We start from the raw sequence: 15241 nt of genomic DNA on the forward strand, positions 1-15241 counted from the left end.
CGAACCCTCGTCCGAAAGCCAGAGCCTTCGGACGGTGAGGCCTTACTGGACGATGTCGGTGTCCACGGCCTTCTTCATGTTCCCGCTCATCACTGACGCGCTCTGGTAGATCTCCCCCAGGCCCGCGCCAATGCCTTCCCACGCGAAGGTCTCCGCCAGCCGGCGGGCGTTCATCGCGAGCTTCCTGCACAGGTCCGGATCATTGCGCAGCCGGCGCAGGGCATCCGCGAACTCCTGAGGTGACTCGGCCAGCAGGACGTCCTCGCCCTCCACCATGGGCAGGCCCTCCACCGCCAGCCGCGTGGCCACCACGGGCACACCGGCCGCCGCCGCTTCCAGCACCTTGAGGCGCGTGCCGCTGCCCGCGCGCAGGGGGATGGCCGTCGCCAGCGCTCGCGCCAGATGCGGCGCCACCGACGGCACCGAGCCCGTCACCACCAGCCGCTCGTTTTCCAGCGCCCGCACGGACGCGGACGGGCTGCGGCCCACCACCATGAGCTTGCCCGGCGCCAGCTCCGACGACACCAGCGGCCACACCTCCCGGGCCAGCCGCAGCACCGCGTCCTCGTTGGGCCACCAGTCCATGGAGCCCACGAAGACCAGGTCATTTCCCGCCGTCTCCGCGGGCACGAAGTCCGGCAGCTTCACGCCATTGGGCACCACGTGCACCTGCTTCGCCCCCAGGGCTCTCAGTTGCGCGGCGTCCACCTCCGAGCACGCGAGCACGGAGTCCGCCTGACTCACGCACTCGCGCTCCAGCCGCTCCACCCGGCGGAACTGCCAGCGCAGGAAGGGCCGCAGCGGCGCCGCGCTCAGGGGCGCCATGCGCGCGAGCAGTTGGCTCTCCACGTTGTGCTCGTCGATGACCAGGTGCGCGGACGGGTTCAGCTCCCGCGCCAGCGGCAACAGTTGCGCCATGTGCAGGTGGTCGAAGTGGATGATGTCGAAGGGGCCCCGTTCAGCCATCACGCGGCGGAAGGCTTCCTGGAGTCGCTGGCGCGTGAAGCGCACGTAGGTGAGCGGCGTCCCGCGCAGGAAGGCCCGGGTGCTGCTCAGCGTCTCACCCGGTGCGACTCGCGGCATGTCCACCAGGTGGAGGCGCGAGGCGGGAACGCCCAGTTCACCCAGCCAGCGGGTGAAACCCTGGGCGTCGTTCCCCGGGCGGTGCAGCGCGAGCACGTCCAGCGAGAAGCGCGAGGCGAGTGCGCGCACCAGCTCCAGCGTGCGCAGGGTGCCGCCCGTATCCGAGGGCAGCGGGACATAGGGAAGGATGGCGAGAACGCGTCGCACGGTAGAGGCCGGATCCGCTTCAGGAGACAGGTGGATGTGGCCTCGGGCTCCTCGCCGAGGCCACCGGCTTGGTAACCACCCGTTCGCAAGCGGCCAACGGTCGCGGGATGCTTTTCCGTCAATGGCGAACAGATGCCACGTCCGGAATGCATCGCGCCATCCCACCGCGTCATCCCACGGACGCCCGGGCGCCTCGCGGTCGCGACTCAGGGGGTGGTGCAGAGGGCGCCCAGGCGCTCCACCACGTACATGGAGCGGCGGCCGAAGGAGAAGCCGCCGGTGGTGCAGTCACAGCCGTAGCCTCCGACGACGGTCCGGAGATCCTGATCCGCGTAGTAGGCGCGGCTGAACGCCTGGCCTCCCGGACACGCCACAAGCCCGTCCTCGCGCGCGGCGACGTCCGCCGCTTCGCCGTCGATGTCCTCCGCGCCACCACAGCCCGCCAGCATCCCGACCGCCATCAGTCCCGCGACGATTGCCTTTCGCATCCACGACTCCCGAAGTCAGCTTCCGCAAGGGTTGAGCGGACGAGTCTAGTGGACAGGAGGGAGGCGAGGCAGGCGTCACGCGTCACCAGAGTCCTCGAAAAGACGCTCCGTTTCCGGCATGAGGGAGCCCCTTGGAACGACGAACGACGGAGGAAGCCATGAGCCTTCAGGAGAGTCAGGGTGCCGCGGCGCGCGAGCGCATTGCCCGGCTGCGACAGGTGATGCAGGCCCGCGACGTGGCGGCGGTGTGGGTGCCGTCGAGCGATCCGCACCTGTCCGAATACCTGCCCGGCCGCTGGAAGGGACGGGAGTGGATGTCTGGCTTCACTGGCTCCTCGGGGACGCTGGTGGTGACCCACGACTACGCCGGCCTGTGGGTGGACAGCCGCTACTGGGAACAGGCGGACGCGCAGCTTTCGGGCAGCGGCATCGCGACGGTGCGCACGTCGAACGCGCCCGGTCAGCCGTACCTGGACTGGCTCGCCGCGAACGTGGCCAAGGGGCAGGCGGTGGCGGTGGATGGCGCGGTGCTGGGCCTGGGGCAGGCGAGGGCGGCGTCCACGCTGCTCACGGCCAGGGGCGTGACGCTGCGCACGGACCTGGACGTGGTGGCGGAGGCCTGGCCCGACCGTCCGGTGATGCCCGTGGCCCCGGTGTACGCGCACGAACTGGCGCCCGGCTCGCGCGCCGACAAGCTCCAGGCCCTGCGCGAGGAGCTGGGCCGGCTGGGGGCGACGCACCACTTCATCTCCACGCTGGATGACATCGCGTGGCTGACGAACCTGCGCGGCGCCGACGTGGACTACAACCCGGTGTTCCTCGCGCACCTGCTGGTGGAGCCCACCCAGGCCCGCCTGTTCATCTCCGAGGGCAAGGTGCCCGACGCCCTGCGCGCGGCGCTGGAGAAGGATGGCATCGCGCTGGCCCCCTACGCGGAGGCGGCCCCGGCGCTGGGCGCGCTGCCGCAGGGAACGAAGCTGCTCCTGGACCCCCGGCGCGTGACGCACGGCCTGCGGCAGGCGGTGGCGCAGGGCGTGGTGGTGATTGAAGCGCTCAACCCGTCGACGGTGGCCAAGTCCCGCAAGACGTCCGCGGAGCTCGCGCACATCCGCTCCGCGATGGAGCAGGACGGCGCGGCGCTGTGTGAGTTCTTCGCCTGGTTCGAGTCGGCGCTCGGTCGCGAGTCCATCACGGAGTTGACCATCGACGAGCGCCTGTCCGCCGCGCGTGCGCGCCGTCCGGGCTTCGTGTCGCTGAGCTTCTCCACCATCGCCGCGTTCAACGCGAACGGTGCGATGCCGCATTACCGCGCACTGGAGGAGTCGCACGCGACGGTGTGCACGCCGGGGAGCCCCTCCCAGGGGCTGCTGCTCATCGATTCGGGCGGGCAGTACACGACGGGCACCACGGACATCACCCGCGTCGTCCCGGTGGGCGAGCCCACGGCGGAGCAGCGGCGCGACTTCACGCTGGTGCTGCGCGGGATGATCAACCTGTCCGTCGCCCGGTTCCCCCGGGGCACGCGGTCGCCGGCACTGGACGCGCTGGCGCGAGCGCCCCTGTGGGCCGAAGGACTGGACTACGGCCACGGCACGGGCCACGGCGTGGGCTACTTCCTCAACGTCCACGAGGGGCCGCACGGCATCTCCCAGACGATGCCCAACGACCCGCACACGGCGCTGGAGGCGGGCATGGTGACCTCCAACGAGCCCGGCCTCTACCGTCCAGGCCGCTGGGGCATCCGCATCGAGAACCTCATCGCCACCGTGCCCGACCAGACGACTGCCTTTGGCGAGTTCCTCCGCTTCGAGACGCTGACCCTGTGCCCCATCGACACGCGGCTGGTGGAGCCGGGCCTGCTGTCCAGGGCCGAGTCCGACTGGCTCAATGCCTACCACGCCATGGTGCGTGAGCGGTTGCTGCCCCACGTGGAAGGCGCTGCGCGCGATTGGTTGCTGAAGCGGACCGAAGCGCTCTGAAGCGGGTGCTCCTGGCGGCTCGCGGGACGGGAGGGACCTGTCCCGCGGCCCCCAAGGCATGGAGTGGCGCCATACGGAGCGAGGCCTGGAACCTGGCTCGATTTTCTTTCAGAGGCAGACGATGCCTTCCACCGCGCAATTACCCAGGACCGTGGCTGGACGGATGTCTTTGGGTCTGCTCATGCTGGGCGTCGCGGGGATGGTCCCAGCCTGTCATTGGAGTGGATGCGAATGCGCTCTGTCTGGATGTGGGTGGTGGCTCTGGCGGTCCGTCCCCTCATGGCCTGCGAAGGCACCGGTGCCGCTGGCGAGCCCTGCAGCAAGGACGGCTGCGACGTCGGTCTGGAATGCCTCCAGGACTTCCCCGGAGGCTTCTGCGCCCAGGAGTGCACCCAGGAAGGGGCGCAGGCCGGCTGCCCGGCCGACATGCTGTGCGCGCGTCAGTCCGAATCCCTGCTGTGTTCGCCTGTCTGTGATTCCCAGGACGACTGCCGTGACAACTACGCCTGCAACGGTGTGAGCGGCACGGACCAGAAGGCGTGTCGCATCCAGTTCTAGTCCCGACGGGCCTGACGTCGATTTTCTCCAGCATTGCCGCTCTGGCGCTTGATACGGGGAATCCCGTGACGGCAGGCTCGTGGGCATGAACCCAACCTCCTGGTGGCTCTGCCCGCGTCCTGCCCGACGCCTGATGACGTTCGCGCTGCTCACGGCTTCGCTCGGGGCCTGCGCGCCGGAAGAGGACGCGCAGGCTCCGGAGCCCGTGGCCCGGGTGGAGTCTGAACTCCCGGCGGGAGGCTGGCGGGTGTTGATGCCGTCCGGCGGCGCCCCCATCCGGGGCATCACCCGCCGCGCGGACGGGCTGCTCATCGGCGGTTCGAGCTGGGGCCACGGCATCGATGTGTGGACGAGCTCCAACGGGGGCGCGAGCTGGAGCCTGCACGGCTCCGTCGCCAACAACCCCAACGTGGAGTTCGGCGACGTGACGATGCTCGCCATCCCGGGCACGCGCACCGTCTTCTGCGCCTTCCGCGAGTACGCCAACGGCCAGTTCCGCGTCACCATCACCCGCAGCGACAACGACGGTGACGGTTGGGTCTACGACAGCACCGTCGCCGGACCGACGACGCGCTTCGTGGGCGCGCCCTTCCTCTTCCGGCGCGGCAACGGCGACCTGCAGGTCTATTACGATTCGGAGTTGCTGGCCGCGCAGGGCGGCTTCCCCGGCCACCAGTGGATCGCCATGCAGGGCCGCCAGGGCCTCGCCGGGGCGTGGACCGCGTACGGCACCGTCACCGTGTCGCGCGACAAGCGGGCGGGCGCGCTCAGCCGCGAGGGCATGCCCACGGTGGTGCAGCTCGCCGGGGACCGCATCATGGCCGTCGTGGAGGGCGTGGAGGGCTTTCCCTCCGGAGGCGCCCGGGCCAATGTCATCAACGCCGTGCAGTCCTGGGACGGGGGCCGCACGTGGGACGATTCACTGCGCCGCACCGTGTACAGCGCTCGCATCGACCCGGGCTCCGGCCGCCGCTACAACGCCTACGTCCCCTACGCCATCCGCGTGGGCGGGGGCCCGGTGGGCGTCGCGTTCTGCACCGACGAGGACAAGGCCGGCCCGCCCGACCTGTCCAGCGCGCCGGTGGACCAGCGCAACTGCCACGTCGGCTTCGTCACCACCACGGCCAACTTCGAGACCTGGTCCGCCCCCAGCCCCGTGTGGACGGGCACGTCGCGCAACTACACCCCCGGCCTCTTCGAGCGCGCCCCCAACGACGTCATCGCCGTCATCGACGGGCTGGGCACGAACCGGGTCCTCCTTCGCTAGCTTCCCCTTCTGTTTCATCTCCGGAGCCGGTGAACGCCAGACTTCCGTGAGAGACAAACAGGGCAACGCGTGAAAGACAGGTAACTGAAACATGGAAGCACACCGGGCCGCGCCTCCATGGCGGCCCGGTGGGGCAAGTCCCGGGGGGATTCGCTACGCTCGGGGGACCGGGAGACGGCCCTCTCCGGTTGGCCTGGAGCCCGAGCCCCGCGAATGACAAACCAAGACATGGCGGGTGAAGGCGACGTGGTGTCGGCCTTTGTGAAACAGGGCGTGTGGCTGTTCCTGCGGTGGATGTCGCTGCCCGCGTTCATCGCCGGGTATCTGGTGTCCGTGGCGATGGGGCTGGGCGGCACGCAGGCGACGCAGGTCGTGCTCACCGTGCTGCCTCCCATCATCCTCGTGTTCGGCGCGGGATACCCGCTGCTGTCGCTGTGGTGGGTGGGCCGGCATGCCCTGGCGCGGAGGTCCGGGGATGTGCCGGGGCAGCGGCTGGAGCGACTGCTGCGCCTGCCGTGGCGCGCGGCCGCCGCCACCACGGCGGGGGCCTGGGCGGTGGGTGGGTTCACCTTCAGCCTCATCGCCGCGTGGCTGCACCAGAAGGACGCCTTCCAGGTGGTGATGGGCTGTTCGGTGGCGGCGTGTTTCGGGGTGCTGCTGGCGCTGCCCTTCGCGCTCAGCCTGGAGCAGCGCCTGCTTCCGCTCGTGCTGGCCGAACAGCAGCGCTTTCCGGAGGTAGCGCCCCGGGGCGGAGGTCCCTTCTGGCCCCGGCAGCGCTGGTTCCTGCCGCTGACGTCGGTGACCTCGCTGTTGCTGACGATGCTCTTGAGCGGCGGGATGCTGGGGGTGAAGCTGCGCGTCGCCCGGGCGATGCTGGAAGAGCACCTGCGGGCGCTGGGCGCGCAGGATGCGGTGGGGCACCTGGATGCGCTGGGCCACGAGATGCTGCGCGAGTTCACCGTCGCGGTGGCGTGGATCTGCGGGGTGATGCTGGTCATCCCCGCCCTCACGCTGTGGATGATGGCCCGGCGTCAGGCGAAGGGGGCCGGCGCGGTCCAGGCGGCCATCGAATCGCTGGCGGCGGGCCGGGTGACGGCGCCGGCCTGGGTGTCCACGGATGAGCTGGGCGACCTGGCGGCGGGCATGCGCGCGGTGCTGCTCAAGCTGTCCGCGCTGCCCCGGTCGCTGCACACCGCCGCCCACCGGCTGGGTGAGGCGGGCCACCAGTTGGGACTCGCGCAGGTGGAGCAGCAGGGGAGTCTGTCGAAGCAGGCCGTGGCGCTCCAGGAGGCCCGGGCCACGTCCGACGAAATCCAGCACACCTCCCGGCTCGCCGCGGACCGCGCGGAGGCCGTGCTCCAGGTGGCGCAGCGCTCGGAGGCGCTGGGGCTCCAGGGCGAGCGCTCCGTGGAGGCGAGCCTCGCGGGACTGGTCGCCATCCAGCAGGCGGTGGACGGCATCCAGGCGCGCCTCGCGGCCCTGACGGAGAGCGCGTCGCGCATCGGGGACATCACCGCGTCGGTGAAGGACCTGGCGGACCAGTCCAACGTGCTCGCGCTCAACGCGGCCATCGAGGCGGCGAGGGCAGGGGACGTGGGCCGCAGCTTCTCCGTGGTGGCGCGGGAGATGCGGGGGCTGGCCAACCAGTCCGCCCAGGCGACGGACCGCATCCGCTCCGTGCTGGAGGACCTGCGCCAGGGCATCCAGGCCGCGTCCCTCATGGGGGAGCAGGGCGGACAGCAGGTCGCCACCGGCCTGGAGGGGGTGAGGACGTCGGGGGCGTCCCTGCGCGAACTGCTGGCCATGTCGCGCGAGAGCGCTGGCGCGGCCCGGCAGATCGCTGGCGCCGTCACGCAGCAGAACGCGGGCTTCACCCAGGTCTTCACCGCCGTCGCCGACCTGTCGCGCATCATGGAGGAGACGCTCCACCGCGCGGAGACCACCCGGGACGCCACCCAGACGTTGCAGGGCGTGTCCCAGGAAGTGGATGAGCTGGCGCGGCAGTTCCAGGCCGGCTGAGCCACGAAACCTCCAGGGTCGTCCCGCCTCCGACTCCCTCCCTTGTGCTTGCCGCGCCGCGTCGCGAGGTGCCCTCCACCCGGGGGGCTCCCATTGCGTCCGGTATGTCTTCGCGCGTCATGCGGGAAACACCGGGAGGGTGAAACCGTTCGAGCGGTGGCGACGTACCGCCCCTGTCCGAGGGGGCCTTGTCGCAACGGGGGGCCTGCCAGCAACATTCGTCCCAAAATGTAGAGAATCCCGGGAACCTTTCTCGGTTTCCCCAAAGGTAGGAGAGTTCCGCATGTCCCGCCCTGTCGATGGAGGCGCCGCCGCTGCCGCTGCCGCCGCTGCTGCTGCCGCCGCCGCCGCCGCTGCCCGTGCCGCCGCTGAAGCCGCTGCCCGTGCCGCCGCCGCGAAGGCCGCTGCTGAAGCCGCTGCCCGTGCCGCCGCCGAGAACGCCGCGAAGCAGCAGCCGAAGCAGCCCCAGGTCCAGCTCTTCAAGAAGGACGACTTCGCCACGGGCAACGCCAACAGCCGTGGCGCGAACCGGCTGACGGGCGAGTCCCCGGCGCCGTTCGCTCCTCCCACCTCCGGTGCTCCTGTCGCCGCCAACGCGGCGAATGCCAACCAGGGCCCGCAGGCGACCCCGCCGCCCCGCGCGGACGCGCTGCCCGCCACGCCGGAGGAGTTGCCCAAGCTCTTCCCGGAGCTGAAGGACAAGGGCAAGGAGGACCTCAAGAAGGCCTACGACGCGCTCAACAAGCTGGGCACCGGCACGTTCTCCGAACGCGCCACGGCCCTGGGCGAGCTGGCCTCGCAGTTCCCGGAGACGGTCCCCAACGCGCTGGAGCGCCTGGGCGTCAAGGACGAGAAGCTGGCGAAGCTGGCCACCAGCCCGGACGCGCTCTCCTCCCTGGGCACGCTGGCCGACCCCAAGAAGAGCGTGACGGAGAAGGCCCAGGCCAGCCTCACCCTGGCGAAGGCGGCCGGGGACATCCTCAAGCCGGAGGATTTGAAGGGCGTGCTGGACACCACGCTCAAGGGCCTGCCCGCCGCGGAGAAGCTGGTGGGTGCCATTGGCAAGTGGACGGACCCCAACGCGTCCGCCACGGACAAGGCGAAGGCCACGCTGGAGCTGGGCCAGGCGCTCAAGGACTTCGCCGGGGACAAGTTCCCGGCCCTGGCCAATGACCTGCGCAAGCTGGACGGTTCGCTGCGCGCCGCGGGCGCCGCCATCACCCTGGCGGATCCCAACGCCCCCATTCAGGACAAGGCGATGGCCGCCGCGCAGTTGCTCGCGGAGGTGCCCGACCTGAAGAAGGACCTCAAGGGCTTCACGGAGCTCCTGAAGAACGCGGGCGTGAAGAACGCGGCGGACGTGGCCCAGCAGGGCACCCGGCTGGCGGAGGTGGCGGTGAAGGGGTTGGATCCTTCGCTGGCGTCGAAGCTCACGCCCCAGCAACTGGAGAAGCTCACCGCCACCGCCACGAAGCTGGGCGGCCCGGAGTCGCTGGAGTCCGTCCTCAAGGGCATCACCGACCCCAAGGCGCTGGACGCGCTGGTGGGCCAGTTGGACACGCTGGATGCCGCCGCGGGCAAGCGGCTGGTGAGCACCCTGGGCGGCCTGGAGCACAAGGTCCTCAACGAGGCGCTCTCCGACCCGAAGACGGCCGAACAGTTGGCGAAGCTGGCCGGCAAGCTGGATGACGACGCGGGCAAGGTGCTGGCCAAGGCCGTGACGCAGATGGACTCCGGCGCGCTCAAGGCGCTGCTCAAGTTCACCGACGGCGTGGGCGCGGACGCGCTCAACACGACGATGAAGGGCCTGGGACCGCTGCTGGACAAGGCGGGCAGCAAGCTCGTGGGCCAGGGCCTCAAGGTGATGGAGAAGGTGCTGGGCAAGGTCGGCGTGGAGATCACCGCCGATGTCGCCGGCAAGGTCTTCAAGAACCTGGCGAAGGTCGTCCCGGTGGCGGGCGCGCTGCCCAACGCCATCGACGCGGTGAAGTACGAGAAGGAATCGCTGGACCTGCACGGCAAGAACAACGACCTGGGCTACTTCGCGCACACCATCGCGGCGCTGAACGCCGCGGACGGGGCCCTGGGTATCGCGTTGGACCTGACCGGCGTGGGCGTGGCCGTCGACGTGGGCGCAAGCGTGTTGCTGGGCGCCGCCGAACTGGCGATGGACATCGGCTTCAGCCAGGAGAAGGCGAAGTACGACGCCGACCCCAAGGGCTACAAGGCCCCGGACTGGATGAAGGCCGTGAACATCGCCGGCGCCGCGGCCCAGGGCCCGGCGGGGCTGGCGCACATGGCCGCGTACTACGGGCCGGAGGGCGCCGCGCAACTGCTCCAGTGGGGCGTGGAGAAGGGGGCCAAGGGCGCGGTGAAGCTCGCCGAGTTCGTGGGCGTGTCCCAGGCGGAGGCGGTGGGGGATGGCCTGAAGACGGGCGCGGCCGTCATCCACAAGCTGGCGGACGTGGTGCGCAACCCGTCCAAGTACGGCGAGGCCGTGGTGCAGCAGGCCACCCAGGCCTTCAACACCGCCATCGAGAAGGGCGGCGAGCTGGCGAAGGAGGCCCAGAAGGTCCTGGGCAGCGTCGTCGACGAGGCGAAGAAGCTGGGTGAGAAGGGCCTGGAGACGCTGAAGTACATCGCCCAGAACCCGGGCGCGGCGGCGAAGAAGGCGCTCGACGGCATCAAGAGCATCGTCGACTCAGGGGTGGACCTGGCCACCCAGGCCGGCAAGGACCTCTACAAGAAGGCCGTCTCCACGCTGAACGACCTGAAGGCCGGCTACGACAAGCTCACCGGCGCCGCGAAGGAGAAGGCGAAGGAGCTGATCAACGGCGCGACGACGCTCGTCAACAACACGGTGAACAAGGCGAAGGAGCTGGGCGAGAAGGGCCTGGAGCTGCTGGCCTGGACGGCCGCCAACCCCGGCGAGGCCGCCACCAAGGCCAAGGAGGCCCTCACCGACGCCCTGGCCAAGGGCGGTGAGCTGGCGAAGAAGGCCTGGGACTCCGTGAAGGACCTGGGCGCCCAGGGCGTCCAGATGGCGGAGAGCCTGGTCAAGGGCCTGGCCAACGCGGGCGAGAAGGCCGTGGAGACGCTGAAGTACATCGCGGCCAACCCGGGCGAGGCCCTCTCCAAGGCGGGGGAGTGGGTGGGCAGCACACTGTCGTCCCTGGCCCGCAAGGGCGGCGAGGCGGCCAAGGCCGCGGCCACCGCCATCAAGGACTTCGTCGACAACCGCGTGACGTGGGCCAAGGACTTCGCCAAGGACCTGCTCAAGGACGGCGTGGAGGCCTTCACCAACGTCGCCAAGGCCTGGAAGGACAACCTCACCGAAGGCGGCAAGGAGCTGCTCGTCGCCGTCGCGGACCTGGGCGACGCGGGCGTGGACGCGCTCAAGGACCTGGCGGGCGCGGGCGGACAGCTCGCGGAGGCTGCGGTTGGGCACCTGGATGATCTGGCGCGCAAGGGTCTCGAAACCGCCAAGGACGCCCTGGAGGGCCTCGCGGACCTGCCGGGCGAGGTGGGAAAGCTGGCCGGTGACGCCTTCAACTCCGTGAAGGACTTCCTGGACGACCTGATCCCCGACGACATCCCGGGCGTCCCCTTCATCTAGCCCGTTTGTAAATTTCCGCCCTGACGGGGCCTGTTCCCAATCCGGGAGCAGGCCCCGTTTCATTTTCGGGCCTCGCTGGATCTTTCCGTTAATCGCGGTGCGTCATCGGATGTGAATCCAGACGGACCCTCGGTGTGCTCATGACCCGGCTGTAACTCAGTTGTGACAGGCAACACAGAACAGACACGTTTGAGCGGAAAATTTCACACTGGTTTAACTGGCAGATCTTAATTTTCGGATCTCGCGCAACTCGCTGGGAGTGATCTGGATAATCGGGACAGGAATCACAGCCGCTACCGAGGAATCCCCGCATGAGCCTCTCCGCGACCAATACGTCCCAGCGAACGAATTCGACTCGTTCCCAGTCCGTGACGGCGACGTCCGCGCGCAATGGCGCCGCGAACCCGAACGCCATCCTTTCGCAGTACGCGCCGACGGGCGCTTCGGCGCGCACGGCGGGTCAGGACGGGCTGCAGCCGGGCGTGGCGGCGTCGAAGAAGATGGCGCAGACGGACCTGGCGCGGCTGCTGCCCTACAAGGCGAGCATCGAGGCGGCGGCGGCGAAGCACGGCCTGCCCCCGGCGCTGCTGGCGGCCATCGCGAGCCGCGAGTCGCGCGGTGGCGCGGCCCTGGACCGCACGGGCCACGGTGACGCCGGCAACGGCTTTGGCCTGATGCAGGTGGATCACCGCTATCACCAGGCGAAGGGCGGGCCCACCAGCGCCGCGCACATCGACCAGGCGGCGGGCATCCTCAAGGGCTACGTCAACGACGTGAAGAAGGCGCACCCGGACTGGTCCGAGGCGCAGCAGCTCCGTGGCGCGGTGGCGGCCTACAACTTCGGCCCCAAGAACGTGAAGACCCAGGCCGGCATGGACCAGGGCACCACGGGCAACGACTACTCCAACGACGTCTGGGCGCGCGCGCAGGCGCTGGCGCCGAGCTTCGGCGGGGCGACGGGGACGAACACCCCCACGCAGCCCTCCACCACCACGCAGCGTCCCGCGCAGACGAAGGACTCCTTCGAGCAGGCGGGCCCCAAGCGCTGGACGACGGCGCCGACGCTGGAGCAGGTGAAGGCCGGCGGCGTGAAGCTGAGCGAGGGCATGCAGGGCCCCGCGGTGAAGCAGATCCAGGAGATGCTGGGCATCCCGGCGGACGGCAAGTACGGCCCCGTCACCGCGAAGGCCGTGGCGGCGTTCCAGAAGGCCCACGACCTGCGCCCGGGCACGGCGGAAGGTCACGTGGGTCCCACCACGCTCCAGACGCTGCAGAACACCCGCGGCACGAACACCGGCAACACGACCTCCGGCAACACGACGGGCGGCGTGAAGCCCGGCAACACGACGACCGGCACGAACACCAACAACAACACCGGCGCGACGAACAACAACGGCGCGGTGCTGGGCAACGGCGTTCGCATCAACACGAACGACCCCACGCTGAAGAAGCTGGCCACCTCGCCCCTGAACAACGGCGCGACGGGTTACTGCGTGCGCACGACGCTGGACAACATGACCCGCCTGGGCATCCCGAACACCCCCGCGGCGACGGGCAATGACCCGAACAACCCGCGCGGCGGCATGGCGCAGATGCTGCGCAAGGGCTGGGACTCCATCCCGTTCCCCGGCTCGCGTCAGCAGACCATCAAGAGCCCGTACGGCAACGCCACCGCGAACGTGGTGACGGCGGACCAGTACAAGAAGCTCGTCGCGGAAGGCAAGGTCCCGGACGGCGCCATCATCTTCCAGTCGCGCCACGGTTGGGACTACAGCGGCGGCTCGAAGGGCAATGACATGGGCGTCGTGCGCAACGGCGGCAAGACGACGCACAACTACAAGGACATGCCGTCCATCATCTACTCGGACTGCAAGGAAGTCGTCATCCTGGTCCCGAAGGGCGCCATCCAGCGCGACTGATGATGTGAGGTCGTGATTCAAGGAAGCCCGGTCCGGTGACGGACCGGGCTTTTTTCGTGGCGCTCAGGCGTCCTGCTTCGCGAGCAGCTTCGCGCCCGCCTTCTTCGCCGCCTCCAGGAAGTCATCCGACAGCTTCGTGCCCCGGATGGCGCGTGACAGGGACAGGGCGCCGTACATGAGCGCGATGGCCGCCAGGGCCTTCTCCCGGTGGCGAGCGTTCGCGTTCGGGCCCAGCAGCTCCGCGAATGACTGGACGAACTCCTGCAGCTCCGCCTCCAGCGCGCCCCGGTACGGCTCCCCGGTGCGGGACACGTCCGCGGTGATGCTGGGCAGGGGACAGGTGGGGGTGAAGGCGTCGCGGTGCTTGCGCGACAGGTAGCGCTCCAGCACCTTCAGCGCGGGCGCCTCCGGCGCATCCTCCTTCGCCTTGTGCAAGAGCTTGTTCCACACCGCGCGGGCGGTGCCCCGGATCGTCTCCGTGAACAGGTGCTCCTTCGACTCGAAGTGCCCGTAGAAGCCCCCCACCGTGAGCCCGGCGCCCTTCATCACGTCCATGATGGAGCTGGCCTGGATGCCCCGCTCCAGGAGCAACGCGGCCGCGGACGCGAGGATGGCGTCGTGGGACTTCTGCTTCTGTTCCGTCTTCTGGGTCATTGGAGGATGGGCGTAATATTTCGCCCATCCTCCGTCAAGACGCCGGGCTCAGGGCTTCTTCTTGCGCGAGCCGTCCTCGTAGAAGGTGTCGTCCTCCACGAGTCCGCCATCCGGGTTCCAGCGCTTGCGCGCGGTGACGCGGTCCTTGGCCCACTGCGAGTCCTCCACGAGGACGCCGTTGTCGGCCCAGACCTGGCGCTGGCCCTCGGCCCGGCCCTCAACGTAGTGCTCGCGCGACTCCACGCCTCCGTCCGGGAAGAAGGACTCCGTCACGCCGTCGGGCTCGAAGCGGTACTTGCTGTCATCCAGGGCCTGGGCCTGCCGCTGGCGCAGCGAGCCGTCGTCGTTGAACTGGGAGTCCACCGCGCGCTCGCCGGTGACGACGAACTCGTTCTTGCGCTCGCCGTTCTGGAAGTACTCCACGCGCTTGAGCTTCTTGCGGTCCTTCCAGGTGGTGACGAGCTTCTTGCTTCCGTCCTTGAAGTACTCCGTCTCGTCGCCCTCCATCTGCCCCTTGGCGTACGTCGTCGAGCGGCGAGGGGTTGTGCCGGAGTACTCGGTGCTCAGCCCGTCGCGCAGGCCCGCGGCGTAGGAGATGGTGCTGGTGCGCTGGCCCTGGGCGTCGAACGACTCCGTCACGCCTTCGCGCAGGCCGTTCTTCAGGGGGATGACGGAGCGCTTCTGGCCGTTCGCGTGGAAGAACACGAGCGGGGACGCGCCCTTCCAGACGCAGTCCTTGATGCCCGCCTCGCGCGAGGACTGGAGGCCACAGCCGGCTTCATTCAACCGCCCGGTGTCGTCGTAGTCCGCGTAGGTGCTCTTCGCGTCGTCCGGCTGCCGGTCGTAGCGATGGGCCACCTTGCCGTTGGGGTGGTAGCGCTGGCCTTCGCCGCGCTCGTTGTCGTCGGCGTAGGTGGAGGTCTCCACCAGCCGGCCGTCTTCGAAGCGCTTGAAGCCGCCGTGTCGCTTGTCGGCCTTGTACTCCTGTTCGATGGCCCGGCCGTCGGACCAGCGGCGCACCTCCCAGCCATCCTTCTTGCCGTCGCGGTAGGAGACGGTGTGCGTCTCCTTCTTCGTGTCCCGGTCCACGCAGCGCACGGTGCCGGTGAGCTTCGCGGTCGAGTTGCCGTTGTTCAGGTTGATGGATTCGCCCTTGTACGCGCAGTCCTCCACGGCCCAGGAGGGCAGGGCGGACAAGGAGGCGGAGAGCACGACGAGGCGGATCAATGAGGGCGCGCACATGGGGATTTCCACTCAAGGAGACGAAAGGTTCGGCGCCAACCCTAGCCTTGTGGCTGGGAGCGCTGGAACCCCTGTTGCGGGTTAGAGTCGCAGCTAGCGATTGCTAGGGACATTCCATGTGCAAGCAGGGTTCATTCGTCGAGTGCCGGGTCCGAGGGACCGGGCTCTTGCTCGCTGCGATGTTGTTGGGGGGCTTCCTGTCCATTCCT

10 protein-coding genes and 1 pseudogene are annotated in these 15241 nt (G+C 69.4%); 6 read left to right on the forward strand and 5 right to left on the reverse strand.

Annotated elements, in window-relative coordinates:
- Positions 1-42: 42 nt before the first annotated feature.
- Complete coding sequence (locus tag D7V88_RS07030) at positions 43-1290, reverse strand: glycosyltransferase family 4 protein (RefSeq protein WP_147448647.1); 1248 nt, start codon at positions 1288-1290, stop codon at positions 43-45.
- A 206-nt stretch (positions 1291-1496) separates the two neighbouring features.
- On the reverse strand, positions 1497-1778 hold the full coding sequence (locus D7V88_RS07035; RefSeq protein ID WP_120539829.1) for a hypothetical protein: 282 nt from the start codon (positions 1776-1778) through the stop codon (positions 1497-1499).
- Between the two features lie 158 nt (positions 1779-1936).
- Between D7V88_RS07035 and D7V88_RS07040 the strand changes: the two genes are divergently transcribed.
- The 4 genes from D7V88_RS07040 (at position 1937) to D7V88_RS07055 (ending at position 7601) form a co-directional block, all read left to right on the forward strand.
- Complete coding sequence (locus D7V88_RS07040; protein WP_120539830.1) at positions 1937-3757, forward strand: aminopeptidase P family protein; 1821 nt, start codon at positions 1937-1939, stop codon at positions 3755-3757.
- A 231-nt stretch (positions 3758-3988) separates the two neighbouring features.
- Entirely contained in the window at positions 3989-4315 is a 327-nt protein-coding gene (locus D7V88_RS07045; RefSeq protein ID WP_147448648.1) for a hypothetical protein, read from the forward strand.
- A gap of 85 nt (positions 4316-4400) precedes the next feature.
- The gene (locus D7V88_RS07050) at positions 4401-5582 is read left to right on the forward strand and encodes an exo-alpha-sialidase (protein ID WP_120539832.1); all 1182 of its coding nucleotides are present in this window, start codon (positions 4401-4403) and stop codon (positions 5580-5582) included.
- A 213-nt stretch (positions 5583-5795) separates the two neighbouring features.
- Positions 5796-7601: a methyl-accepting chemotaxis protein gene (locus D7V88_RS07055; RefSeq protein ID WP_244238035.1), complete on the forward strand. Its 1806-nt coding sequence runs from the start codon at positions 5796-5798 to the stop codon at positions 7599-7601.
- Between the two features lie 117 nt (positions 7602-7718).
- On the opposite strand, the pseudogene D7V88_RS45730 reads toward D7V88_RS07055, so the two are convergent.
- Positions 7719-7937: pseudogene (locus D7V88_RS45730) on the reverse strand (hypothetical protein); the annotation flags it as partial.
- Here D7V88_RS45730 and D7V88_RS07065 point away from each other — a divergent pair.
- The gene (locus D7V88_RS07065; RefSeq protein WP_167509820.1) at positions 7885-11217 is read left to right on the forward strand and encodes a Dauer Up-regulated; all 3333 of its coding nucleotides are present in this window, start codon (positions 7885-7887) and stop codon (positions 11215-11217) included. The pseudogene D7V88_RS45730 and the gene D7V88_RS07065 overlap by 53 nt on opposite strands.
- 311 nt (positions 11218-11528) lie before the next feature.
- The gene (locus D7V88_RS07070) at positions 11529-13136 is read left to right on the forward strand and encodes a peptidoglycan-binding protein (protein WP_120539836.1); all 1608 of its coding nucleotides are present in this window, start codon (positions 11529-11531) and stop codon (positions 13134-13136) included.
- Between the two features lie 63 nt (positions 13137-13199).
- Here D7V88_RS07070 and D7V88_RS07075 read toward each other — a convergent pair whose 3' ends face one another.
- Together D7V88_RS07075 and D7V88_RS07080 are read right to left on the reverse strand one after the other, a co-directional pair.
- Positions 13200-13790, reverse strand: coding sequence for a TetR/AcrR family transcriptional regulator (locus D7V88_RS07075; protein ID WP_120539837.1), 591 nt, complete (start codon positions 13788-13790; stop codon positions 13200-13202).
- A gap of 48 nt (positions 13791-13838) precedes the next feature.
- The gene (locus tag D7V88_RS07080) at positions 13839-15032 is read right to left on the reverse strand and encodes a toxin-antitoxin system YwqK family antitoxin (protein ID WP_120539838.1); all 1194 of its coding nucleotides are present in this window, start codon (positions 15030-15032) and stop codon (positions 13839-13841) included.
- Between the last annotated feature and the right edge of the window lie 209 nt (positions 15033-15241).

Source organism: Corallococcus terminator, from assembly GCF_003611635.1.
In the GTDB taxonomy this organism is placed as follows: domain Bacteria; phylum Myxococcota; class Myxococcia; order Myxococcales; family Myxococcaceae; genus Corallococcus; species Corallococcus terminator.

What these genes read in the sequence shown, in the direction of transcription:
- D7V88_RS07035 (WP_120539829.1), bottom strand. Translation starts at nt 1,778, where the DNA reads ATGCGAAAGGCAATCGTCGCGGGACTGATGGCGGTCGGGATGCTGGCG.
- D7V88_RS07070 (WP_120539836.1), top strand. Translation starts at nt 11,529, where the DNA reads ATGAGCCTCTCCGCGACCAATACGTCCCAGCGAACGAATTCGACTCGT.
- D7V88_RS07050 (WP_120539832.1), top strand. Translation starts at nt 4,401, where the DNA reads ATGAACCCAACCTCCTGGTGGCTCTGCCCGCGTCCTGCCCGACGCCTG.
- D7V88_RS07045 (WP_147448648.1), top strand. Translation starts at nt 3,989, where the DNA reads ATGCGCTCTGTCTGGATGTGGGTGGTGGCTCTGGCGGTCCGTCCCCTC.
- D7V88_RS07040 (WP_120539830.1), top strand. Translation starts at nt 1,937, where the DNA reads ATGAGCCTTCAGGAGAGTCAGGGTGCCGCGGCGCGCGAGCGCATTGCC.
- D7V88_RS07065 (WP_167509820.1), top strand. Translation starts at nt 7,885, where the DNA reads ATGTCCCGCCCTGTCGATGGAGGCGCCGCCGCTGCCGCTGCCGCCGCT.
- D7V88_RS07075 (WP_120539837.1), bottom strand. Translation starts at nt 13,790, where the DNA reads ATGACCCAGAAGACGGAACAGAAGCAGAAGTCCCACGACGCCATCCTC.
- D7V88_RS07080 (WP_120539838.1), bottom strand. Translation starts at nt 15,032, where the DNA reads ATGTGCGCGCCCTCATTGATCCGCCTCGTCGTGCTCTCCGCCTCCTTG.
- D7V88_RS07055 (WP_244238035.1), top strand. Translation starts at nt 5,796, where the DNA reads ATGACAAACCAAGACATGGCGGGTGAAGGCGACGTGGTGTCGGCCTTT.